The organism is Streptomyces sp. NPDC001970, from assembly GCF_053594115.1.
The window spans coordinates 137,037-160,025 of sequence record NZ_JBSFDW010000020.1 but is presented as its reverse complement, the minus strand read 5'-3'; the positions used below and the strand labels follow the sequence as shown (position 1 = coordinate 160,025).

The 22,989-nt window shown below is 71.0% G+C and carries 15 protein-coding genes and 4 pseudogenes; 13 read left to right on the top strand and 6 right to left on the bottom strand.

What is annotated here, in order from left to right:
• Window positions 1-54: 54 nt before the first annotated feature.
• Together ACWCP0_RS24035 and ACWCP0_RS24030 are read right to left on the bottom strand one after the other, a co-directional pair.
• Window positions 55-2,984, bottom strand: a pseudogene (locus tag ACWCP0_RS24035) (tetratricopeptide repeat protein).
• Window positions 2,939-4,781 (bottom strand): annotated as a pseudogene (locus ACWCP0_RS24030) (HSP90 family protein). The pseudogenes ACWCP0_RS24035 and ACWCP0_RS24030 overlap by 46 nt, the downstream one beginning before the upstream one ends.
• Window positions 4,782-5,050: 269 nt before the next feature.
• On the opposite strand from ACWCP0_RS24030, the gene recG reads away from it, so the two are divergent.
• The 8 genes from recG to mutM all read left to right on the top strand — a co-directional run bounded on the left by recG (window position 5,051) and on the right by mutM (window position 12,549).
• Entirely contained in the window at window positions 5,051-7,168 is a 2,118-nt protein-coding gene (recG, locus tag ACWCP0_RS24025) for an ATP-dependent DNA helicase RecG (RefSeq protein ID WP_451080862.1), read from the top strand.
• A 63-nt stretch (window positions 7,169-7,231) separates the two neighbouring features.
• Window positions 7,232-7,816: a 16S rRNA (guanine(966)-N(2))-methyltransferase RsmD gene (gene rsmD, locus ACWCP0_RS24020; protein ID WP_451080850.1), complete on the top strand. Its 585-nt coding sequence runs from the start codon at window positions 7,232-7,234 to the stop codon at window positions 7,814-7,816.
• Window positions 7,813-8,322, top strand: coding sequence for a pantetheine-phosphate adenylyltransferase (gene coaD / locus ACWCP0_RS24015; RefSeq protein WP_351223487.1), 510 nt, complete (start codon window positions 7,813-7,815; stop codon window positions 8,320-8,322). Before rsmD ends, coaD begins: the two co-directional genes overlap by 4 nt.
• Before the next feature lie 211 nt (window positions 8,323-8,533).
• A complete protein-coding gene (locus tag ACWCP0_RS24010) occupies window positions 8,534-9,613 on the top strand; it encodes an ATP synthase F0 subunit B (protein ID WP_451080861.1) in 1,080 nt (359 codons plus the stop codon).
• Window positions 9,614-9,739: 126 nt separating this feature from the next.
• Window positions 9,740-10,378 (top strand): YceD family protein, encoded by a 639-nt coding sequence (locus ACWCP0_RS24005; protein WP_451080860.1) that lies wholly within the window; start codon window positions 9,740-9,742, stop codon window positions 10,376-10,378.
• 2 nt (window positions 10,379-10,380) lie between these two features.
• A complete protein-coding gene (gene rpmF, locus ACWCP0_RS24000) occupies window positions 10,381-10,554 on the top strand; it encodes a 50S ribosomal protein L32 (RefSeq protein WP_003965982.1) in 174 nt (57 codons plus the stop codon).
• Window positions 10,555-10,573: 19 nt separating this feature from the next.
• Window positions 10,574-11,383 carry a ribonuclease III gene (gene rnc / locus ACWCP0_RS23995; RefSeq protein WP_451080849.1) on the top strand — a complete coding sequence of 270 codons (810 nt, stop codon included), beginning with the start codon at window positions 10,574-10,576 and terminating at the stop codon, window positions 11,381-11,383.
• A gap of 284 nt (window positions 11,384-11,667) precedes the next feature.
• Entirely contained in the window at window positions 11,668-12,549 is an 882-nt protein-coding gene (mutM, locus tag ACWCP0_RS23990) for a bifunctional DNA-formamidopyrimidine glycosylase/DNA-(apurinic or apyrimidinic site) lyase (RefSeq protein ID WP_451080848.1), read from the top strand.
• Here mutM and ACWCP0_RS23985 read toward each other — a convergent pair.
• The gene (locus tag ACWCP0_RS23985; RefSeq protein ID WP_451080847.1) at window positions 12,501-12,911 is read right to left on the bottom strand and encodes a winged helix-turn-helix transcriptional regulator; all 411 of its coding nucleotides are present in this window, start codon (window positions 12,909-12,911) and stop codon (window positions 12,501-12,503) included. The two genes, mutM and ACWCP0_RS23985, sit on opposite strands and share 49 nt — an antisense overlap.
• A gap of 390 nt (window positions 12,912-13,301) precedes the next feature.
• Here ACWCP0_RS23985 and ACWCP0_RS23980 point away from each other — a divergent pair.
• Window positions 13,302-14,021: pseudogene (locus ACWCP0_RS23980) on the top strand (PP2C family protein-serine/threonine phosphatase); the annotation flags it as partial.
• Between the two features lie 13 nt (window positions 14,022-14,034).
• On the opposite strand, the pseudogene ACWCP0_RS23975 reads toward ACWCP0_RS23980, so the two are convergent.
• Window positions 14,035-14,433, bottom strand: a pseudogene (locus ACWCP0_RS23975) (IS5 family transposase); the annotation flags it as partial.
• Window positions 14,434-14,514: 81 nt separating this feature from the next.
• Window positions 14,515-15,345, bottom strand: coding sequence for a CAP domain-containing protein (locus ACWCP0_RS23970; protein ID WP_451080846.1), 831 nt, complete (start codon window positions 15,343-15,345; stop codon window positions 14,515-14,517).
• 145 nt (window positions 15,346-15,490) lie between these two features.
• Here ACWCP0_RS23970 and ACWCP0_RS23965 point away from each other — a divergent pair, with 145 nt between their 5' ends.
• From ACWCP0_RS23965 to ACWCP0_RS23950, 4 genes are all read left to right on the top strand, one after another.
• On the top strand, window positions 15,491-15,772 hold the full coding sequence (locus ACWCP0_RS23965; RefSeq protein ID WP_451080845.1) for an acylphosphatase: 282 nt from the start codon (window positions 15,491-15,493) through the stop codon (window positions 15,770-15,772).
• Between the two features lie 393 nt (window positions 15,773-16,165).
• On the top strand, window positions 16,166-16,381 hold the full coding sequence (locus tag ACWCP0_RS23960) for a hypothetical protein (protein WP_352107282.1): 216 nt from the start codon (window positions 16,166-16,168) through the stop codon (window positions 16,379-16,381).
• A 189-nt stretch (window positions 16,382-16,570) separates the two neighbouring features.
• Window positions 16,571-20,323: an AAA family ATPase gene (locus ACWCP0_RS23955; protein WP_451080844.1), complete on the top strand. Its 3,753-nt coding sequence runs from the start codon at window positions 16,571-16,573 to the stop codon at window positions 20,321-20,323.
• A 221-nt stretch (window positions 20,324-20,544) separates the two neighbouring features.
• Window positions 20,545-21,972: a sugar porter family MFS transporter gene (locus ACWCP0_RS23950; protein WP_451080843.1), complete on the top strand. Its 1,428-nt coding sequence runs from the start codon at window positions 20,545-20,547 to the stop codon at window positions 21,970-21,972.
• A 39-nt stretch (window positions 21,973-22,011) separates the two neighbouring features.
• On the opposite strand, the gene ACWCP0_RS23945 is transcribed toward ACWCP0_RS23950, so the two are convergent.
• Window positions 22,012-22,983: an LLM class flavin-dependent oxidoreductase gene (locus ACWCP0_RS23945; protein ID WP_451080842.1), complete on the bottom strand. Its 972-nt coding sequence runs from the start codon at window positions 22,981-22,983 to the stop codon at window positions 22,012-22,014.
• Between the last annotated feature and the right edge of the window lie 6 nt (window positions 22,984-22,989).

Below are 22,989 nucleotides of genomic sequence, written 5' to 3'. Positions count from 1 at the left end.
CGGCACCGGGCAACCCACGGCACCGGGCACACCGGGCTCACCGGGCACACCCGGTCAGGCCACGTACTCCAGGACCGACGTCGCCTCCGCCCGCCGTGCGTCCGCCGTGTCGCCCGTGGCGTCGGCGTACGTCGCCAGCACCGACTCCGCACGCCGCGTCGCCGCGGGCTTGTCGCCCAGATCGGCCTCCAGCCACGCGGCCATCAGCTCCGCCGCCGTACGCAGGTCGGTGAAGTCCTCGCCCGCCTCCATGAAGCCGGAGACGGCCTTCTCGACGTACGGCAGAGCCTCCCCGTACGTCGCCCCGTCCGCGCCCTGGTCCGCGATCAGCTCGCCCGTCTGCCGGTGGGTGTCGGCTAGCTCGGCGCGCAGCCGGGCGCGGGCCGCCGGGTCCTCCGCCGCCGGGAGCGCCCGCTCGCACTCCTCCGCCGCGGCCGCCATGAAGGCACGGGCCGCCTCCGGTCCCGCCCGACCCTCGCGGACCGTGATCCACGCCCGCACCCGCAGCGCCCGCACGACCCCGTGCACGTCGCCCAGGTCGCGCCAGAGCGCGCACGCGCGCTCGTACGCGCGGTCGGCCTCCGCATGGAGCCCGGCCCGGTACAGCGCCTGGCCCGCGAGGTCGGCGAGCATCGCGTGGTCGTCCTGCTCGGGCCGGCCACGGGCGATGTCGGCCGCCTTGAGCCAGTGCTCGGCCGCCCCTCGCGGTTCCCCGAGCTCGGTCAGGGCGTCGCCGAGCCACCACAGGGTCTGGACGACCATGCCGTCGCCGTGGTCGTCCACGGTGAGATCGGGGAGCACCCCCTCCAGGACGGCCGCCGCTTCCGCCGCCCGCCCGGCCCGCAGCAGCGAACCACCCAGCTGGTGCCGGGCGTACGCGCCGGCATCCGCGCTCTCCCCGGCCGCGTCGGCCCAGTGCCCGGCCTCCAGGGCGTGCTCCACGGCTTCCTCGAACCGGCCCGTGCCGACGAGGATTTCGGTGAGGTGGAGGTGCAGCCGGCGCTCCCGGACGCCTCGAGGTACGCGGCGCCGTGCTCCAGTGCCGACCGGGCGGCCCGCTCCGCGGTCTCGAGGTCGCCGAGATGGCGGGCCATGGGCACGAGGCGGGCCTCGGGCGAGGCCGCGTACCAGGGCAGCCCGGCCTCGTGGAAGAGCGAGGCCGCGGCGGTGTACAGCTCGGCGGCGGCCGAGGCGTCGCCGCTGTGGGCGGCGAGGTCGCCCCGTACGCACATCGCATCGGCGACCCGGTCCATGACGAGCGGGTCGGCGCGGTGCGGTCCGGCGAAGTCGAGGAGTTCGGCCACGGCCACCTCCGGCGCCGCAGTCCGCCCGGGCGCCCCGGTGTCGTCCTCGTCGTGCAGTCGGAGCAGATGGATACGGACCCGGCAGAGCAGCGCCCCGGCCGCCTGGCGCGTGCTCGCCTCCCCCTCGGCGTGCAGCGCGAGCGCGCGGGCGACGGCCTCGTCCACGGCCACGACGGCCGCCTCCGCGTCGCCGCCCAGTGCGAGCGCGAGCGCACCACGGGCCCGTGCCGCCGCAGCCTCACCGGGGTCGCCCGCGGCCTCGTACCGCGCGGCGGCGGACCGGAACAGCCGGATCGCCTCCGCAGCATCGGTCGTACGGGCCATGGCACGGTGGTCGTCGATCTCGGCGAGCGCCAGGTCGTCCGGCACCGTGTCACCCGCGGCCTCGGCGACGGCCGCCCATGCGCGGCCGGCGTCGGGGTGCCGTGCTTCCGACAGCCGCCGCGCCTCGGCGAGGAGCTCGTCCACGCCGGCCGGTTCCGGTGCGGCCGAGGGCGCGGGCGCCTTCGCGGGAGCGGTGGGCGCCGGCCGGGCCGACCGCATCCCCAGGGGCAGCCGCTCGACCAGGGGCTCCTGCGCAAGCCGCTCCCGTACGAGGGCGCTGACCGCGTCCGTGCCGTTGCGGGCGTCGAAGCGCGCGGCGATCGCGAGCGCCTCCCCGCGTGCGTGCTCCGCGAGCGCCCGGGCCGTCCAGGCCGTCCCGGCGGGACCCGGCACGGTCTGATCGCCGTGCCCGAGGATCACGAGCCGGTCCATCAGCAGCGCGGTGACGGCGGGATGGTCCATCAGGGAATCGGGGTTGCCGCTGTCCGTGAAGTACGCGGGCCGGTCCGAGAGGATCTCCAGTCCCCGTGCCTCGTTGCCGGTCAGCGCGCAGAACTCGACGTGCATGGCGACCCATCCGCGCATGCTCTCCATGGGGCGGAGCATGCGATAGCCCCGCAGATGGTGGGCGCGGGCCTCGTCCGCGCGGCCGAGCCGCAGCAGCGGCAGCAGGGAGGCGGCGAGCACGGCGTGCGGCTCGTGCGCGCACGTGTACCGGCCGTCCAGGACCGGACGCCACAGTTCCAGCGCCTGCTCGTCCCGGCCCAGCCGGGCCTGCCAGGAACCCTGGTCGTGCAGCTCGCACGCGTGGCAGTCGGCCATCCGGTCCCGGTCGGCCGCGAGCCACGCCGCGTACGCCCGTTCGGCGCGTTCCCGGTCGCCGATGTGCCGGGCGAGACAGAACTCGCCCTGCCGAACGGCCCGTTCGGAGTGGCCGCCCAGCCGGTAGCGGTGTTCCATCTCGCCGAGCCACTTCTCCATGGAGGCGAGCGGGATGTGCGGCTGGTCGAGCATGTCCGTGGAGACCCACTTGAAGTACCAGTGCAGCGAGTGCGCCGCCTGCTCGTCGAACTCCCCGGGCTGCCCGTCCCACAGCCGCAGCAGCCGGGCGAACGGCACGAACAGCTTGTCCCGCTCCGAGCTGTAGTTGTACGCCTGGAGGAGGTTCGAGAGGGCCTCGATGAGCAGCGGTGTGTCGCCCGTCTGCTCGGCCTCGGCGAGCAGACGCTCCGCGCGGGCGTTGCGTGCGGCGCCCTCCGGCGCCCGGTGGTTGTCGTACAGCGCCTGCCGTATCGCGGCGACGTCCTGGCTCACCGGCTCTCCTCCTCCGGGTCGGTCTCGTGGTGGGTGGCCCATGCGAGCAGGCCGATGAACGCGCGGTTGAGCAGGGCCGAGTCGGCGGGGCGCAGCGGACGCTGCGCCATGAGCAGGGCCTGCCCGTAGAGCGACTCGACGGCCGTGCCCGCGAGCTCCGGGTCGTCGAGGGCGCTGATCCGGCGGATCAGCGGGTTCAGGTGGTTGAGGACGAGACGGGCCCGCGGCGCGCTGCCGCGCAGCGAGCCGAGGATGCCCGCCCACAGGTCGTCCGCCTGCTCCTCGGCCTCCGCGCGGGCCTGCTCATGGCGGGCCGCCCGGTCGTCGAGGTGCAGCGCGGGAACGGTCAGGGGGTGGAAGGAACGCAGGGACACATCACAGCCGAGGGGATCCAGCGTGGCACGGGCCACTGACAGGAAGCCCGCGAGCGCCAGTTCGTCGGCCGGATCGACCGCGTCGAGATGCGCGGTCACCGTGTCCGCGTCGAGCTCGGCGACCGCCGTTCCCGGGCGGGCCGAGGGGAGCCGCTCGACGAGCTCGGAGTCGTAGGTGTAGCCGCCGTTGACCACGCCGACGCCCTGGGCGGACGCGATGGGGGCGACCTGCCGGTACTCCTCGACGGTGCGCGTGAAGTGCACCACCGGGTGCCGCTGGGCGAACTCCTCCAGCGAGAGACGGCCGTCGGTCGTCTCGACGGCAGCCACGGCAGCATCGTGCGCAGCATGTCGTCGTCGTGCCGGGCCAGCGACTTCACGCCCAGGTGGTGCACGGACAGGAACTGCGCGAGCCGTTCGGGATCGCCGGCGGCGAGCCCGGTGAGCCAGTCGCGCATACGGGCCCCGAGCGCGTCCCGTACGGCCGCGAGGGTCTCGTCCGCGTACAGCGACTCGCGCGACGCCGTGGGCCGCAGGCTGTCGGTGTCCAGCACGCAGCGTACGAAGAAGGCCCAGTCGGGCAGGAGTTCGTCCGCGCGGTCCGTGAGCAGCATCCCCTTGAGGTGCACCCGGTGTCCCGCACGCTGCGCCGGACTCACGGCCGAAGGCAGTACGTAGGCGACGCCCCGGACACCCGCGAGCGGCAGATCCAGGTCGATCGAGTCGAGCGGAGTGAACCCGAAGAGGTCGTGGCAGTGGCGGGCGAGCGCGACGCGGCGAGCTGCGGGGCTGGGGTACCGGCGGTCCCACGGCGCCGGCAGGTCGGTCACGGGTTCGTCGCCGACCCGGACGTCGTACGGCAGCAGGGACCCGAAGTCCCGCGCGAGCGCACGCACCCGGTCCTCGCTCAGCCAATCGCCGCTGCCGGGACGGGCGGTGAGGTGCACGGTCGTCCCGGGCTCGGTACGGGCGCCGTCCGGGAGCGTGCGCACGGTGTACGAACCGTCGTCCCGCGCCGTCCACTCGACGGGCAGCGCGTCCGGCGTACGCGCGGATCGGCTGACCACCCGTATCTCCGCCGCGACGACGAAACAGGCGAGCAGCCCGATCCCGAACTGGCCCAGGAACTCGGCCCGCGCCGACTCCAGGCCGCCGTCCCGCTTCGAACTGCGGCCGATCGTGGCGAGCAGGCTGTGCACATCCGCCTCGGTCAGCCGATGCCGCTGTCCTCGACGCGCAGCGCGCCGCCCTCGGCGTACAGCCGTACCCGGGCGGGCGCGTCCGGCTGGAGGGAGTGGCGTGCGGTGATGGCGTCCACGGCGTTCTGCAGCAGCTCGCGCAGATAGACCTTGGGACTGGAGTAGAGGTGGTGGGAGAGGAGATCCACCAGGCCGCGCAGATCGACCTGGAAGGTGTGAGGAGTGGTCTCGGACGTCTCGGAAGTCTCAGAGGTCTCAGCAGTCATCGTCGCTGCGCCGGTGGGGGGCGAGCGGCGGCGCGGGTCGGGCGATCCCGTTACGTCGGTGATCGCGGCGTGGAAAGGCGGGGGAGACCGCGCCATCCTAGGGCCACGGCACCGTTGTGACCAGCGGATATCGCTCGGTGCGCGACGGTTGTCGGTGCGGTGGTGTGCAATGGATGCCGTGTCCGCGCTCAATGAACCACTGAAGAGGACGACGCGCTGTGCTGGGTGAGTCGCTGAAGAAGACGCTCGGTCCCGCGACCGCCAAGGTCATGGCCGAGAATCTCGACCTGCACACCGTCGGTGATCTGCTCCACCACTACCCGCGGCGGTACGAGGAGCGGGGCCAGCTCACCCGGCTCGCCGAACTGCCGCTCGACGAGCACGTCACGGTCGTCGCACAGGTCGCGGACTCTCGCGTGCTCACGTTCAACGCCGGGCGCGGGCAGCGGCTGGAGATCACCATCACCGACGGCAGCGGCCGGCTCCAGCTCGTCTTCTTCGGCCGCGGCATCCACAAGCCGCACAAGGACCTGCTGCCCGGCAGCCGCGCGATGTTCGCCGGCAAGGTGTCCATGTTCAACCGCAAGTTGCAGCTCGCCCACCCGACCTACGAGCGGCTGGACGCGGACAGCGGCGAGGGCGCGGTCACCACGTTCGCCGGGAAGCTCATCCCGATCTATCCGGCCTGCAAGGGACTGGAGTCGTGGAAGATCGCCAAGGCCGTCGACGCGGTCCTTCCGCAGGCCCACGAGGCCGTCGACCCGCTGCCGCCCGCGCTGCGCGAAGGCCGGGGTTTCGTCTCCCTCCCGGAGGCGCTGCTCAAGATCCACCGTCCGCAGACCAAGGCCGACATCGAGGACGCCAGGCAGCGTCTGAAGTGGGACGAGGCGTTCGTACTCCAAGTCGCCCTCGCCCGGCGGCGCCACGCGGACACACAGCTCCCCGCGGTCGCCCGCAAAGCCGCCCCCGGCGGGCTGCTGGACGCCTTCGACGCCCGGCTGCCGTTCAGCCTCACCGAGGGCCAGCGGAAGGTGTCCGCGGAGATCTTCGGCGATCTGGCCACCGAGCACCCGATGCACCGGCTGCTCCAGGGCGAGGTCGGCTCCGGAAAGACCATGGTCGCCCTGCGGGCCATGCTCGCCGTGGTCGACGCGGGCGGCCAGGCCGCCATGCTCGCGCCCACCGAAGTCCTCGCCCAGCAGCATCACCGCTCGATCGTCGAGATGATGGGCGACCTCGCCGAGGGCGGCATGCTCGGCGGCGCCGAGCATGCGACCAAGGTCGTGCTGCTCACCGGCTCCATGGGTGCCGCCGCCCGCCGTCAGGCCCTGCTCGACCTGGTCACCGGCGAGGCCGGGGTGGTCATCGGCACCCATGCGCTGATCGAGGACAAGGTGCAGTTCCACGACCTGGGGCTGGTCGTCGTCGACGAGCAGCACCGCTTCGGCGTGGAGCAGCGCGACGCCCTCCGGGGCAAGGGCAAACAGCCCCCGCATCTGCTGGTCATGACCGCCACGCCCATTCCGCGCACGGTCGCCATGACGGTCTTCGGGGATCTGGAGACCTCCGTACTGGACCAGCTGCCGGCCGGACGCTCTCCGATCGCCACCCATGTGGTCCCGGCCGCCGACAAGCCCCACTTCCTGGCGCGGGCCTGGGAGCGCGTGCGTGAGGAGGTCGAGGGCGGTCACCAGGCGTACGTCGTGTGTCCTCGCATCGGCGACGATCAGGACGAGCCGGGGAAGAAGTCCGCGGAGGACGAGGCCGAGAAGCGGCCTCCGCTCGCCGTCCTGGACGTCGCCGAGCAGCTCGCGGCCGGCCCGCTGAAGGGCCTGCGGGTGGAGGTGCTGCACGGGAGGATGCCGCCGGACGACAAGGACGACGTCATGCGCCGCTTCACCGCCGGCGACGTGGACGTGCTGGTGGCCACCACGGTCATCGAGGTCGGTGTGAACGTGCCGAACGCGACCGCGATGGTGATCATGGACGCCGACCGCTTCGGCGTCTCCCAGCTGCACCAGCTGCGCGGCCGCGTCGGGCGCGGCTCGGCCCCCGGACTGTGTCTGCTCGTCACCGAGATGCCGGAGGCGAGCCCCGCCCGGGCCCGGCTCGGCGCGGTCGCCGCCACGCTCGACGGCTTCGAGCTGTCCCGTATCGACCTCGAACAGCGCAGGGAGGGCGATGTGCTGGGCCAGGCCCAGTCCGGCGTCCGCTCCTCGCTGCGGGTCCTCGCGGTCATCGACGACGAGGAGGTCATCGCCGCGGCCCGCGAGGAGGCCGTCGCGGTCGTCACCGCGGACCCGGAGCTGGAGGGGCTTCCGGAGCTGCGCACCGCACTGGACGCGCTGCTCGACAAGGACCGCGAGCAGTATCTGGACAAGGGCTGACCTCCTGCCGCGGATATCGTGGAGGTGACCGGACCGGACCGAACAGCGCCCAGAAGGACTCAGATGACCCGCGTGATCGCCGGCGCGGCCGGCGGACGTCGCCTGGCCGTGCCGCCGGGCAACGGCACCCGCCCCACCTCCGACCGGGCGCGCGAGGGGCTGTTCTCCACCTGGGAGTCGCTGCTCGGCACGCTGCAGGGCATCCGGGTCGCCGACCTGTACGCGGGCTCCGGAGCCGTCGGCCTGGAGGCACTGTCGCGCGGCGCGTCCCACGCGCTCCTCGTCGAGGCCGACGGCCGCGCCGCGCGCACCGTCCGGGAGAACGTGCGGACGCTCGCCCTGCCCGGCGCCGAGGTCCGCACCGGCCGTGCCGAGCAGATCGTCCAGGGACCGGTGCCGGAGGCACCGTACGACATCGTGTTCCTGGACCCGCCGTACGCCGTCACGGACGACGATCTTCGGGAGATTCTCCTCACACTCCGCACAGAGGGCTGGCTCGCCGACGATGCCCTCGTCACCGTGGAGCGCAGCACCAGAGGCGGGGAGTTCGTCTGGCCGACGGGCATCGAGCCACTGCGGGCCCGTCGCTACGGCGAAGGAACGCTTTGGTACGGTCGCGCCGCCTCTACGTGCGAAGACGCACCATGACCGGACCGGAGAGCGAGGGACTTCAGTTGCGCCGCGCCGTCTGTCCGGGGTCGTTCGACCCCATCACCAACGGACATCTCGACATCATCGCCCGCGCCTCCAAGCTGTACGACGTCGTGCACGTCGTGGTGATGATCAACCAGGCCAAGAAGGGCCTGTTCACGGTGGAGGAGCGGATCGAGCTGATCCGCGAGGTCACCGCGGAGTACGGGAACGTCGAGGTGGAGGCCTACCACGGCCTGCTCGTCGACTACTGCAAGGAACGGGACATCCCCGCCATCGTCAAGGGCCTGCGCGCCGTCAGCGACTTCGACTACGAGCTGCAGATGGCCCAGATGAACAACGGCCTGTCGGGCGTCGAGACGCTGTTCGTGCCCACCAGCCCGACCTACAGCTTCCTGTCGTCCTCCCTGGTCAAGGAGGTCGCGGCGTGGGGCGGCGACGTGTCCCACCTGGTGCCGCCGCCGGTCCTCGCGGCCCTGACCGACCGGCTTCCGAAGAAGTGACCCGGGAAGTGACGCCGGACGTCCCGTCGTACCTCGCGTCGTACGACGCGACGTACGACGGGTCGGACGTCACGTCCTGACTGACCGTCACCCGGTGTCTGGGGGTGCCCCCATGCCCCCAGGGCATTGGGGGAGGGCGCCGACTGCCCGTACAGTCGTCCCGTCCGTCTCCAAATCGGCTGTAGTGACTGTAGAGAGTGGCGAGCACACGGTGGACGTGCAGAAGAAGCTCGACGAGATCGTCGAGGCGGTCGGGAACGCCCGGTCCATGCCCATGTCGGCCTCCTGCGTGGTCAACCGCGCCGACCTGCTCGCGATGCTCGAAGAAGTGCGGCAGGCCCTGCCCGGCTCGCTCGCCCAGGCGCAGGAGCTGATCGGCGGGCGGGAGCAGCTGGTCGAGCAGGCCCGCCAGGAGGCCGAGCAGATCATCGAGGCCGCCCACTCCGAGCGCGGGTCGCTGATCTCCGGCACCCAGATCGCCCGGCAGTCCCAGGAGGAGGCCGACCGCATCCTCGCCGAGGCCCGCCGTGAGGCCGAGGAGATCCGCGCCGAGGCCGACGACTACGTCGACTCCAAGCTCGCGAACTTCGAGGTCGTGCTCAACAAGACCATCGGCTCCGTCGACCGCGGCCGCGAGAAGCTGCTCGGCCGGGGCCCCGGCCTGGACGAGCACGGATACATCGACCCCGCCGAGGACGACGCCCCCGAGTACAGCGCCGACCCGCAGATACTGATCCAGCGGGCCGACGAGTACGTCGACGCCAAGCTGGGCGCCTTCGAGGCGGTGCTCTCCAAGACGCTCGAGGCCGTGGGCCGAGGCCGGCAGAAGCTGCACGGCCGCATCGCCACCGACGAGCTCGGCGCGCACATGGCCGCCCAGGACGCGGCCGGGATGCAGCACACGAGCGACGCGGACTATCTCGCGGGACTGGCGGAGCTGGCCGACCCGGAGCCCCAGGCCCAGCCGCAGGTCCAGGTGCAGCCGCAGGTCCAGGTGCAGCACGCCGAGCACGCCCAGCAGGTTCAGCAGGTCCCGGCTCACGCGGATCCGTACGCGTACCAGCAGCAGGACGTGTACGCGTACCAGCAGGACCCGTACGCGTACCAGCAGCAGGGGTACGAGCAGGGCTACGCCTACCAGCAGCAGGACCCGTACGCGTACCAGCAGCAGCCGCAGCACCAGGCCCAGCAGCCCCAGGTGCAGACGCAGCAGCAGCTCGACGAGACCAGCTTCTTCGACACGAGCATGATCGACATGGAACAGCTGCGCCGCTACGAGCAGGGCCGCTGATCCGGTACGGACCGGATTGGGCCTTCAGCGAACGGTCCAGTATCCTGGCTCTTCGGTCGCGTCTGCGCCGCAGCGGATGCTGCGCAGATATCGCGGCCCCCACACGATCCGAAAGCAGGAAGAGCCCTGAACGCCCGCCTCGACCACCGTGACCCCCTCGTGTTCGACACGCACGAGCTGGGTCGGCGGCCCGGCGCGCTCCAGCGGCTCTCCCGCTCGGTCGCGGCCCCCAAGGACTTCGGTATCGAAGGGGTCATCGGTGTGCCCGAGGGCGCGCCCGTGGAGCTGGAGCTCCGCCTCGAGTCGGTCATGGAAGGTGTGCTCGTCACAGGCACCGCCCGTGCCACGGTCGAGGGGGAGTGCGTAAGGTGTCTGGAGCCGCTGCGCCAGGAGGTTGCGGCGGACTTCCAGGAGATGTTCTCGTACCCTGACGCCGACGACCGGGGCCGCCCAAAGGCGGAACCCGTCGACGACGCCGAGGACGACGAGGACAGGCTCTTCCTCGAGGACGGCTTGCTCGGCCTCGAACCCGTGCTGCGGGATGCGGTGGTGCTCGCACTGCCGATGCAGCCGGTGTGCCGGGAGGACTGTGCAGGCCTGTGTTCCGAATGCGGGATCAACCTGAACGACGAACCGGACCACCATCACGACGCCGTCGACATCCGTTGGGCGGCACTGCAGGGACTCACCGGTTCGCTGGGAACCGGTGAGAAGGACAACATGAGCGGCGCCGAAGCGGGCGTCGACGAGAAGCAGGAGAAGTAGCCGTGGCTGTTCCGAAGCGGAAGATGTCGCGCAGCAACACGCGCCACCGCCGGTCGCAGTGGAAGGCTGCGGTCCCCACCCTGGTTTCGTGTGAGCGTTGCCAGGAGCCGAAGCTGCAGCACATCGCGTGCCCGAGCTGCGGCACCTACAACAAGCGCCAGGTTCTCGAGGTCTGAGCGGCTGGTGAGAGGCTCCATGTCTGACGCCGGCAACAGTAAGCAGGCGGACAACGCAAGCGCAGCCTCGTCCCACACGCTTCTGGAAGGGCGGCTCGGCTATCCGGTCGAGTCCGCCCTTCTGGTGCGTGCGCTGACCCACCGTTCGTACGCGTACGAGAACGGCGGCCTGCCCACCAACGAGCGGCTCGAGTTCCTCGGGGACTCGGTGCTCGGACTGGTGGTCACGGACACGCTCTACCGCACCCACCCCGACCTGCCCGAAGGCCAGCTGGCCAAGCTGCGGGCCGCGGTGGTCAATTCGCGTGCGCTGGCGGAGGTCGGGCGCGGCCTCGACCTGGGCTCCTTCATCCGGCTGGGCCGGGGCGAAGAGGGCACGGGCGGCCGGGACAAGGCGTCCATCCTCGCCGACACCCTTGAAGCGGTGATCGGCGCGGTCTATCTCGACCAGGGCCTCGAGGTGGCGGCCGAGCTGGTTCACCGGCTCTTCGACCCGCTGATCGAGAAGTCCTCGAACCTCGGCGCCGGCCTGGACTGGAAGACCAGTCTCCAGGAGCTGACCGCTGCCGAGGGGCTCGGTGTGCCCGAGTACCTGGTCACCGAGACCGGTCCGGACCACGAGAAGACCTTTACTGCTGCTGCCCGCGTCGGTGGTGTCTCGTACGGCACCGGCACCGGCCGCAGCAAGAAGGAAGCGGAGCAGCAGGCTGCCGAGTCCGCGTGGCGCGCGATCCGCGCGGCCGCGGACGAACGCGCCGCGGCGGCGAAGGTCGCCGCTCCCGAGGCCGAAGGGGCCGCCGACACCCCTTCGCCTCAGGCAACGGCCTGACGCCACCTCGCTTCGAGCCCCCCGCTGCGCTGTGCGCGGCGGGGGGTTTCTTCTCCCCGCCTTCCGTCCTCCCGGGCCGAGGGCTCCCGCCCTGGACCCTGGGGCGTGTCCGGCACTCGCGTCCGGTGCCGGGCAGCGGACCGGAGTGTCCGTCCTCAGACGCCGACGGGCTCAGGTTGAGCCGCGCCGCAGGCGCCGCCCGGCACGCCGCCCCCGGGGCCGGAAGCGGGGAGGCCCGGAGGTAGGCTGCGGGCGTCGTACCGTAGCTCCTGCGGAGGAGACCCGTGCCCGAGTTGCCCGAGGTTGAAGTCGTGCGGCGGGGCCTCGAGGCCTGGGTCGCCGGGCGGGTCGTCGCGGAGGTCGAGGTGCTGCACCCGCGGGCCGTCAGGCGGCACCTCGGAGGCGGAGCGGACTTCGCCGCGCGGCTCAAGGGCCATCGGGTCGGGCCCGCACGGCGCCGGGGCAAGTACCTCTGGCTGCCGCTGGAGGACAGCGGCGCCGCGGTGCTCGGGCATCTGGGCATGAGCGGACAGCTGCTCGTCCAGCCCGAAGCGGCCGCCGACGAGAAGCATCTGCGGATCCGGGTCCGGTTCGCCGACGATCTCGGCACCGAGCTCCGCTTCGTCGATCAGCGCACCTTCGGTGGCCTGTCGGTGCACGACACCACCCCCGACGGTCTCCCCGAGGCCATCGCGCACATCGCGCGGGACCCGCTCGACCCCGAGTTCGACGACGACGTGTTCGTCACCGCACTGCGCCTGCGCCGCACGACCGTCAAGCGCGCCCTGCTCGACCAGTCGCTCATCAGCGGGGTCGGCAACATCTACGCCGACGAGGCCCTGTGGCGCGCGAAGCTGCACTACGACCGGCCGACGGCGACGCTGCCCCGGCCCCGGGCCGCCGAGCTCCTGGGGCATGCCCGGGACGTCATGAACGCCGCCCTCGCCGCCGGCGGCACCAGTTTCGACAGTCTCTACGTCAATGTGAACGGCGAATCGGGGTACTTCGACCGCTCCCTGGACGCGTACGGCCGCGAGGGCGAGCCGTGCCGCCGCTGCGGCACGCTGATGCGCCGGCGCCCCTGGATGAACCGGTCGAGCTACTTCTGCCCGCGCTGTCAGCGTCCGCCGCGCGCCGCGTCGTCCGCCGTGCGCGCCGCGTCGTAACGCTCGCGCGCCGTCAGCACCTCGGGCATCCGGTTCTCCACGAGCTGGATCAGCCCGAGCAGCCGCTCGGCGACATCCCGCCCGAGCGGCGTCAGCTCGTAGTCGACGCGGGGCGGATTCGTCGGCTGGGCCTCGCGATGCACCAGCCCGTCCCGCTCCAGGGCCTGCAGCGTCTGCGACAGCATCTTCTCGCTGACGCCGTCGACACGCCGCCGCAGCTGGTTGAAGCGGAAGCCGGACTGGGACAGGGCACCCAGCGTCAGGATTCCCCACCGCCCGGTCGCATGCTCCAGCGTGCCGCGCGACGGACACTGGCGGTCGAACACGTCGAAGGTGAGGTCGCTGTCCACGACAGAAACCATACGCCTGCGCTAACCAGCAGTTAGTGCTTGCGGGGACGAAGACCTGAAAGAGGACGAAGTCCTGGAAACCGAAGTCCTGGAAACCGAATAAGTGATCCGGGAGTCTGCTGACCTGGGGCCGGCTAGACGATCAATGCTGTGACCTGCGGTCGAGTGGTCAACGGTTGTCAGCGTTGGTCGTCGTTGTGCGCCCTCGGACGGCCCAGAGACGGCCCCGGCCGCGCGCATGTGCCGCCTCCGGTTCGTGCAGTCTTGAACCTGTGGCCTCTTCCTTCTCAGATCGAGCCTGAGGTCACTCTGTGTGAGTCGAACGCCCGCAGCCCCAGGTCGGCCGCGCATCAGCGTCCATGCTCTTCCTGCCCCGTCCGTCGCCGTCGGTGTCAGCCATGGATGTCAGCGCCTACGTCGCCGCCCGTAGACGTCTCCCGGCCATACAGGCGCTGGCACTCAGCGACCGTGTCACCGAACTGCCTCCACCAAGTTCCTGCCGTCGTCACTCGACGCAGGCGGTCAGACACCCCCACGCTGCCCGAGCACCTCCCGGGTCTGGAGGTCGCCGCCCGCTACCGGCCCAGCCGGGACGGGCTGGACATCGGCGGAGACTGGTACGACGCCTTCGTGATGCCCGACGGCGCGATCGCCCTGGAGATCGGCGACGTTCAGGGGCACGACGTGGACGCCGCCGCCTTCATGGGACAGGCCCGCTTGTCCATGCGCGCGATCGCCGCCCAGGAACAGGATCCCGGAACCGTGCTGACCCGCACCAACGAGCTGCTGACCACAATGGATCCCGCACGATTCGCCAGCTGCACCATGTTGTGTCTCGACTCGCGCGATGGACGGGTCACCGGCACCAGCGCCGGCCATGTGCCGGCGCTGTGCGCGCACAGGAACGGCAGCCACGTTGTCCGTGAGCTGCCGGGCGGGCCGGTCCTGGGCGTCGTGCCCGGCATCAAATACCGCGAGGAGACCTTCACCCTGGACGAGGACAGCGCGCTGGTCATGGTCACCGACGGCGTGGTCGAAGGACCAGGCCTGACGCTGGACGCCGGACTGGAAGAAGCCCGAACACTGGCCGCCCAGGCCGTCCACGACGGACTGAACGCCGAGGAGACCGCCGACAGCCCCTGGTTGCGGCGGGGACGGTGTCAGCGGTGCGGATGGACTGCGAGTCGATCAGGCCGGCGCTCGGCTCGGCATTGCGGCTGTCAGCCTCGCGCACCCTGTCCCGCAGTGCGTCGTGGACGCGCTCGACGGTGCCGTCGTCGTGCCACCAGGTGAAGTACCAGTACACCGTTGGCCAGGGCGGGAAGTCCTTCGGCAGCTGCCGCCAGGCGCACCCGGTCCGCACCACGTAGAAGATCGCGTCCACGATCCGACGCCGCGGATGCTTCTCCCGCCGCCCGCCCTTCGGCCCTACCCGCGCCGGCGGCAGCAACGGCTCCACCAGCGCCCACTGCTCGTCCGTCAGGTCCGACGGATATCCGCCCCCAGAACCACTCACGGAGAGTTCAACGAGCACGTCAGCCCACGGCTACGGCAGTTCTCAAACGCGGTCTGAGACGCCCCATGATGGCTCATAGGTCGCTGACCTGCGGGAATCTCAGAAACCGAAGTCCTGGGTCCACCACGGACCGCCGTCGGCGAAGTACACACCCACGCCCATCGTCCTGTAGTCGCAGTTGAGGATGTTCGCGCGGTGGCCGTCGCTGTTCATCCACGACCGCATCACGGTCTCCGCGTCGGCCTGCCCGCGGGCTATGTTCTCCGCGGCCATCCCGGTGATCCCGGCCTGTGCCGCCCGGTCCCACGGGGTGTCGCCGTCCAGGTCGGTGTGGTCGAAGAAGCCACGCGTCGCCATGTCCGCGCTGAACGCCCCGGCGAGCGACGCCAGCGACGCATCCGCACGCACCGCGCTGCAGCCCACCTTCGCGCGCTCCTCGTTCACCAACTGCAGCACCGCGGCCTCCGCCGCGTCCGCGCCGGTCGGCGCCTTGGACCTGGGCGGCTTCGACGGAGCTGCCGGGGCCTTGCGCTCCGGAGCCTCGGTCTTCTGCTGCACCGGCTTCTCCGGTGCCTTCTTCTCCGGGGCGGCCGGCTTCGTCGTCCCGGGCGCCTTCGTCCTCGGCTGCGACGGCGTCGCGGACGTCTTGCCGGACGTCGACGACGCGCCCTGCGACGCGGCCCCGCCGCTCACGGGCGTCGAGGGGCGGCCCGACGGCGTGGCGGAGGCGCCGCCCTGGGCGCTCAACTGCCCGGAGGCCGATTCGCGCACCTGCTGACCGCTGGTGCTCTCGCCCATGACGAACGTCTCTCCGCCCGGCAGCAGACCGGAAGCCACGGCCACGGCGCCCACCGCCATGGCGGCGGAGACTCCGAGCAATCCGGTACGTACGGGCACTGCAGCCCGCTTCTTCCGGCGGTGGCGTCCCATCCGCTCGCCCTTTCTCTACTCGACTTCACAAACCCGACAAGGGAGGGACTCACCCGAACGAGTGAGGCCCATTGCGTCGCGACTGTACGCGAAGAGACGCGAGGGCGATGTGAGACGAAAACAATTGGTCGGTTAGCTTGCGCGCATGAATGAACACGCACGGCTCACCGCCTGGGTACGCGGCCGAGTACAGGGAGTGGGATTCCGCTGGTTCACCAGGGCAAACGCTCTGGAGATCGGTTGCCTCCACGGCTTCGCCCTCAATCTCGACGACGGCAGAGTGCACGTTGTGGCGGAGGGGCCACGTGAGAATTGCCACCGCCTGCTGGACTGGCTCCGCTCGTCCGACACGCCCGGCAAGGTTGACGGAGTCACCGAGATCTGGGGCACTCCGCGCGGCGGCTACGACGGGTTCGCGATCCGCTGAGCGAGGTACCGGAAAGCAGTCGGGCGGACGACCACACGGTGTGTTCAGATGACTGCCGAAAGCGCATGTGTTCGATGGAAACGGCCAGGTGGTTGCCAATAACGGCTCTGCCGTGCCAGGCTGCCGACGTAAGGATGATCTCCACGCCCCCAGGGCCCCGCTGGAGCGCCGCTGCCGTGACGTCGACGGCCGTGAGACCCCGGGCTGTCCGTCATGCGGGGCGTGATCGTGTTGACCGTCAAACTTTTTGGTGAGACGCTGGAAGCCCCGCGCACCTCAGCTGTTTGGCAGTACGAACCGCAGTGATCACCAGCGCTGCCAGGCATCGCGGGTGCGAATCCCTCACGACCCACACCGCATCGGTCGGTCACTCAGTGTGGAGGACCATCCATCATGGCAAAGGCGCTTCTCGGTTACGTCGGCGGTTCTGACCCGCGACTCCTCGCCGAGATGCGACGGCTTCAGCAGCGCGTCCAGGACCTGGAGTCCGAGCTCGTACGGATCCAGTCCGAGAACGACGCGCTGAGTGCCGCCGCACAGCACCGTGGCGAGTCGCTGCTCGAAGGCATCGACATCGACGTACCCAAGGGCGAGCCGGCGCTCACCTGATCAGTCTGTCGGGATCAGGTGAGAAACACTCTCGCAAGGTAGGTATGCAAGGGACGCTTCGGCGTCCCTTCTTTCTTTCCTCTCCCCTTTGTCTCCCCCGGGGTTGGGCTGCGTTTACCGTGCTTTACCGTCTGATGTGCCCTGCACCTTCATAGGTGAAACCGAGACCGAAAGGTAGAGTCCTCGGGCGTGCACCTCAAGGCCCTGACCCTGCGTGGGTTCAAATCCTTCGCGTCCGCCACGACGCTGCGTTTCGAGCCCGGCATCACGTGTGTCGTGGGGCCGAACGGCTCAGGCAAGTCCAATGTGGTGGACGCGCTCTCGTGGGTCATGGGAGAGCAGGGCGCGAAGTCGCTCCGCGGCGGCAAGATGGAGGACGTCATCTTCGCCGGGACGACCGGGCGGCCGCCGCTCGGCCGCGCCGAGGTGTCCCTCACGATCGACAACTCCGACGGTGCGCTGCCCATCGAGTACGCCGAAGTCACCATTACACGGATCATGTTCCGCAACGGCGGCAGCGAATACCAGATCAATGGTGACACCTGCCGCTTGCTGGACATTCAGGAACTGCTCTCCGACTCGGGTATCGGGCGGGAGATGCACGTCATCGTCGGGCAGGGACAGCTCGACTCGGTCCTGCACGCTGATCCGATGGGCCGGCGGGCATTCATCGAGGAAGCGGCCGGCGTCCTCAAACACCGCAAGCGGAAAGAGAAGGCGCTGCGGAAGCTGGACGCGATGCAGGCGAACCTCGCACGCGTCCAGGACCTGACCGACGAGCTGCGGCGGCAGCTCAAACCACTGGGACGTCAGGCCGCGGTGGCGCGGCGGGCCGCCGTCATCCAGGCGGATCTGCGCGATGCCCGGCTGCGGCTGCTCGCCGACGATCTCGTACGGATGCGGGAGGCGCTGAAGTCGGAGATCGCCGACGAGGCCGCGCTGAAGCAGCGCAAGGAGTCCGCGGAGGCGGAGCTCCGGGCGGCTCAGTCGCGCGAGGCGGAGCTCGAGGACGAGGTGCGGCGGCTGGCGCCGCGGCTGCAGCGGGCACAGCAGACCTGGTACGAACTGTCGCAGCTGGCCGAGCGGGTGCGGGGCACGGTGTCGCTGGCCGACGCCCGGGTCAAGAGTGCGACGTCGGCGCCCACGGAGGAGCGGCGCGGCCGGGACCCCGAGGACATGGAGCGCGAGGCCGCCCGGATCCGTGAGCAGGAGGCGGAGCTGGAAGCCGCGTTGGAGGCGGCCGAGCGCGCGCTGGAGGACACCGTCGCGCACCGCGCCGAACTGGAGCGCGAGCTCGCCGGAGAGGAACGTCGGCTGAAGGATGTCGCACGGGCGATCGCCGACCGCCGCGAGGGTCTCGCACGGCTGAACGGGCAGGTCAACGCGGCCCGTTCGCGCGCGGCCTCGGCCCAGGCGGAGATCGGCCGGCTGGCCGCCGCCCGCGACGAGGCACACGAGCGGGCGACCGCGGCACAGGAGGAGTACGAGCAGCTCAAGGCCGAGGTCGACGGACTGGACGCGGACGACTCGGCCCTGGCGGACCAGCACGACGCGGCCAAGCGTGAACTGGCGGAGGCGGAGGCGGCATTGTCCGCCTCCCGCGAGGCGGCCACCGCGGCGGAGCGCAAGCGCGCGGCCCTCGCCGCCCGCCACGAGGCCCTCGCCCAGGGCCTGCGCCGGAAGGACGGCACCGGCGCGCTGCTCTCGGCCAGGGACACGCTCTCCGGCCTCCTGGGCCCGGCCGCCGAACTTCTGACGGTGACTCCCGGCTACGAGATCCCGGTCGCGGCGGCACTCGGGGCGGCCGCGGACGCGATCGCGGTACGCGACCCCGCCACCGCGGCGGAGGCGATCCGCCTGCTGCGCAAGCAGGACGCGGGGCGCGCGTCGCTGCTGCTGTCCGTGCCCGCGCAGGGCGCGACGGCCGCTCCCGCGCCCGACGAGTCCGGCACCGGCGCGGCGTCGGTGGGCGCGCCCGGCGCGGTTTCCGCCGCGCCGGCGAACGACGTCGTTGCGATGGCGTCGGCGCACGGGCCCGCCGCAACCGGTGGCGTCCCGCACCCCGGTACGGCCTCGAACGGCGAGAGCGGCCAGGTGCCCGGCATAGGCGCCCCGCGTGACGAGGCCGGTACGCAGGGCCGAGCCCCTCGCGTCGTCGACCTGGTGCGTGGGCCGCGCGAGTTGATGCCTGCCGTGGAGCGGCTGGTGCGGGACATGGTGGTCGTCGGGACCCTGGAGGACGCGGAGGACCTCGTCCAGGCCCGGCCCGGGGTGACCGCCGTCACCGCCGAAGGGGATGTGCTGGGCGCGCACTTCGCGCACGGCGGGTCGGCCGGGGCGCCCAGTCTCCTGGAGGTGCAGGCGGCCGTCGACGAGGCCGCGGCGCAGCTCGATGAGCTGGCCGTGCGGTGCGAGGAGCTGGCCGGGCAGCAGCAGGAGGCCGCGGCGCGGCGCGCGGAGTGCGGGCGGCTCGTCGAGGAGTTGGGGGAGCGGCGCCGGGCGGCCGAGAAGGAGAAGGCCGGGGTCGCCCAGCAGCTGGGACGGCTCGCCGGGCAGGCGCGCGGCGCCGCCGGGGAGGCCGAGCGGACGGCAGCGGCGGCCGCGCGCGCCCAGGAGGCGCTGGAGAAGGCGCTGTACGAGGCCGAGGAGCTCGCCGAGCGGCTCGCCGTCGCCGAGGAGACCCCGGTCGAGGACGAGCCCGACACATCCGTACGGGACCGCCTCGCGGCCGACGGCGCCAACGCCCGCCAGACCGAGATGGAGGCCCGCCTCCAGGTCCGTACCCACGAGGAGCGCGTCAAAGGGCTCGCCGGCCGCGCCGACACGCTCGACCGCGGGGCGCGCGCCGAGCGTGAGGCAAGATCACGCGCCGAGCAGCGCCGCGCCCGGCTCCGCCACGAGGCCGTGGTCGCCGAGGCCGTGGCCCATGGCGCTCGCCAGCTTCTCGCGCATGTCGAGGTCTCCGTGGTGCGCGCCGAGCACGAGCGCGCCGCGGCCGAGGCCGCCAAGTCGGCCCGCGAGCAGGAGCTGGCCGCCGCCCGGACCGACGGCCGCGAGCTCAAGAGCGAGCTCGACAAGCTCACCGACTCCGTTCACCGCGGCGAGGTGCTGGGTGCCGAGAAGCGGCTGCGCATCGAGCAGTTGGAGACCAAGGCCCTGGAGGAGCTCGGCGTCGAGCCCGCGGGCCTCGTGTCCGAGTACGGCCCCGACCAGCTCGTGCCGCCGTCGCTGCCCGCGGAGGGCGAGGAGCTCCCCGAGGACCCGGAGCATCCGCGGAACCAGCCGCGGCCCTTCGTCCGCGCCGAGCAGGAGAAGCGGCTCAAGTCCGCCGAAAGGGCGTACCAGCAGCTCGGAAAGGTGAATCCGCTCGCCCTCGAGGAGTTCGCGGCGCTGGAGGAACGCCACAAGTTCCTCTCCGAGCAGCTCGAAGACCTGAAGAAGACCCGCGCCGATCTCCTGCAGGTCGTCAAGGAGGTCGACGAGCGCGTCGAGCAGGTCTTCACGGAGGCGTACCGGGACACCGCACGCGAGTTCGAGGGTGTCTTCTCGCGCCTCTTCCCGGGCGGCGAGGGACGGCTCATCCTGACCGACCCCGAGAACATGCTCACCACGGGCGTCGACGTCGAGGCCCGCCCGCCGGGCAAGAAGGTCAAGCGCCTGTCACTGCTGTCGGGCGGCGAGCGGTCGCTGACCGCGGTGGCCATGCTGGTGTCGATCTTCAAGGCCAGACCCAGTCCCTTCTATGTCATGGACGAGGTCGAGGCGGCCCTGGACGACACCAACCTCCAGCGGCTGATCCGGATCATGCAGGAGCTCCAGGAGAGCTCCCAGCTGATCGTGATCACGCACCAGAAGCGGACGATGGAGGTCGCCGACGCGCTGTACGGCGTGTCCATGCAGGGCGACGGCGTCTCGAAGGTCATCAGCCAGCGACTTCGCTGAGCTTGGGCACGTATCTCCATCAGATCTTCAATACTTGAACCCAAGGTGTCATGGTGAGCCGGTCTCGCAGCCTCGATCTTGGTTTTAGCTTCGAAACTTGAAGGCATAGTCTCTGCAGCATTGCTTTTACCTTCAAGTGGTGGGCGGCATGATCTTGTGCGCCACTTGAAGGGCTCGCCCCACAACGTCCGGCGCCGCTGCCGGGCGGCCCAGGAGTTCACGTGACCAGCACACCGCAGGCGCAGATGCCCGAAGGCCGCAAAGCCAGGCCGGAGCATCTCAGCCATGTCATCTTCATCGCGGCAGCGGCCGCGATGGGAGGCTTCCTCTTCGGCTACGACAGCGCGGTGATCAATGGAGCCGTCGTGGCGATCCGCGACCGCTTCGACGTCGGTCCCGAGGCCCTGGCCCAGGTCATCGCCGCCGCGCTGATCGGCTGTGCCATCGGCGCGGCCACCGCCGGCCGCATCGCCGACCGGATCGGCCGGATCCGCGTCATGCAGATCGCCTCCGTGCTCTTCACCGCCAGCGCGCTCGGCTCGGCACTGCCGTTCGCGCTCTGGGACCTCGCCATGTGGCGCGTCATCGGCGGCATCGCCATCGGCATGGCCTCGGTCATCGCCCCCGCCTACATCGCCGAGGTCTCCCCGTCCGCGTACCGCGGCCGTCTCGCCTCCTTCCAGCAGGCGGCCATCGTCACGGGCATCGCCATCTCGCAGCTGGTCAACTGGGGCGTCCTCAACCTCGCCGACGGTGACCAGCGCGGCAGGGTCGGCGGTCTCGAGGCCTGGCAGTGGATGCTCGGCATCATGGTGATCCCGGCCGTGCTCTACGGACTGCTGTCCTTCGTCATCCCCGAGTCGCCCCGCTACCTGATCTCCGCCGGCCGGTACGGCCAGGCGCGCAAGGTGCTCCGCGACGTCGAGGGCAAGGACATCAACCTCGACACCCGGGTCGCCGAGATCGAGCAGAACATGCGGCACGAGGTGAAGCCCTCGTTCAAGGACCTCCTCGGGGGCAGGTTCCTCTTCCTGCCGATCGTCTGGATCGGTATCGGCCTGTCGGTCTTCCAGCAGCTCGTCGGCATCAACGTGATCTTCTACTACAGCTCCTCGCTGTGGCAGTCGGTCGGCATCAACCCGGAGAGCTCGTTCTTCTACTCGTTCGAGACGTCGATCGTGAACATCATCGGCACGGTGATCGCGATGGTCCTCGTCGACCGGATCGGCCGCAAGCCGCTCGCCCTCATCGGCTCCGTCGGCATGGCGATCTCGCTGGCGCTCGCCGCCTGGGCGTTCTCGTACAAGACCGGAGTCGGCGATCAGGTCTCGCTGCCCAGCCTCCAGGGCACCGTGGCGATCCTCGCCGCCAACTCCTTCGTACTCTTCTTCGCCCTCTCCTGGGGCGTCGTGGTGTGGGTGCTGCTCGGCGAGATGTTCCCGGGCAAGATCCGCGCCGCCGCGCTGGGTGTAGCCGCATCGGCCCAGTGGCTCGCCAACTGGCTGATCACCGTGACCTTCCCGACCCTTTCGGACTGGAACCTGTCGGGCGCCTACGTGATCTACACGGCCTTCGCCGTGCTCTCGATCCCGTTCATCCTCAAATGGGTGCCGGAGACGAAGGGCAAGGCGTTGGAGGAGATGGGCTGATCCCCGCTGCCCCTCTCCTCGCCACGGAACTGCCCCGGCTCAGCCCTTGAGCCGGGGCAGTACCTGTTCGCAGAACAGATGGACGCTGCGCCAGCCCTCGTCGACCGGCATCCCGCCGCACAGCGGATGCAGTACGAGACTGTCGGCGTCCAGCTGCGCGCACTCGTCCGGCGTGAGCACCCGGTACACCCCCTCGGCCCGCAACTCCGCCACCGTCGTCGCCGCCGACTTCACCGCCGAGCGGATGTCCTTGGACTGCCAGGAGGCGTACGTGCGCGCCTCGTGCAGGAAGTGCTCCCCGTACCGCGCCCAGGTCTCGTCCGGGTCCTCGGCGATGTGCAGCAGCGGCGTGCTCGCCGCCGGCATCATGCAGAAGCCGTCCGTCCCGTACTCCTCGCGCAGCCGGTGGTAGTACGCCTCCAGTTCCGGCAGATGTGCGCTCGGGAAGAACGGCAGCCCGAGGCGGGCGGCGCGCCGGGCGGCCGGCCTGGACGAGCCGCCGACGAGCAGCATCGGGTGCGGCTGGGTGTACGGCCGGGGCATGACCCGGACCGTACGGCTCCGATGGGTGAACTCCTCGCCGGTCCAGGCCGCGAGGAGCGTGTCCAGGAGCTCGTCCTGGAGCGCGCCGCGGCGTTTCCAGTCGACGCCGTGGGCCGCGTACTCCTCGGGCCTGTAGCCGATGCCCGCGACCGTGACCAGACGCCCTTTGCTCAGCAGATCGAGTACGGCGATCTCCTCGGCGAGCCGCAGCGGATCGTGCAGCGGGCCGATGATCGCCGAGACGGTGACCGCGATCCTCCGGGTCGCGCCGAAGACCGCGCCCGCGAAGGCGAAGGGGGACGGCAGCCAGTTGTCGGCGGCGCCGTGGTGCTCCTCGGTCTGGATCGTGTCCACGCCGCGGTCGTCCGCGTACGCGGCCATCTCCAGGGCGGCCCGGTAGCGGGCCGCGAGGGACTCGGGCGTCGCCGCGGGTTCGACGAGGTTGAACCGTACGACTGTGAAGGCCATGACGAG

Excerpts from the sequence above, each read along its gene's own strand:
- coaD (WP_351223487.1), top strand. The coding sequence starts at position 7,813 with ATGACCGGACCGGAGAGCGAGGGACTTCAGTTGCGCCGCGCCGTCTGT.
- ACWCP0_RS23985 (WP_451080847.1), bottom strand. The coding sequence starts at position 12,911 with ATGGTTTCTGTCGTGGACAGCGACCTCACCTTCGACGTGTTCGACCGC.
- ACWCP0_RS23965 (WP_451080845.1), top strand. The coding sequence starts at position 15,491 with ATGAATGAACACGCACGGCTCACCGCCTGGGTACGCGGCCGAGTACAG.
- ACWCP0_RS23970 (WP_451080846.1), bottom strand. The coding sequence starts at position 15,345 with ATGGGACGCCACCGCCGGAAGAAGCGGGCTGCAGTGCCCGTACGTACC.
- rnc (WP_451080849.1), top strand. The coding sequence starts at position 10,574 with ATGTCTGACGCCGGCAACAGTAAGCAGGCGGACAACGCAAGCGCAGCC.
- recG (WP_451080862.1), top strand. The coding sequence starts at position 5,051 with ATGGCCGAGAATCTCGACCTGCACACCGTCGGTGATCTGCTCCACCAC.
- ACWCP0_RS23960 (WP_352107282.1), top strand. The coding sequence starts at position 16,166 with ATGGCAAAGGCGCTTCTCGGTTACGTCGGCGGTTCTGACCCGCGACTC.
- ACWCP0_RS23945 (WP_451080842.1), bottom strand. The coding sequence starts at position 22,983 with ATGGCCTTCACAGTCGTACGGTTCAACCTCGTCGAACCCGCGGCGACG.
- rsmD (WP_451080850.1), top strand. The coding sequence starts at position 7,232 with ATGACCCGCGTGATCGCCGGCGCGGCCGGCGGACGTCGCCTGGCCGTG.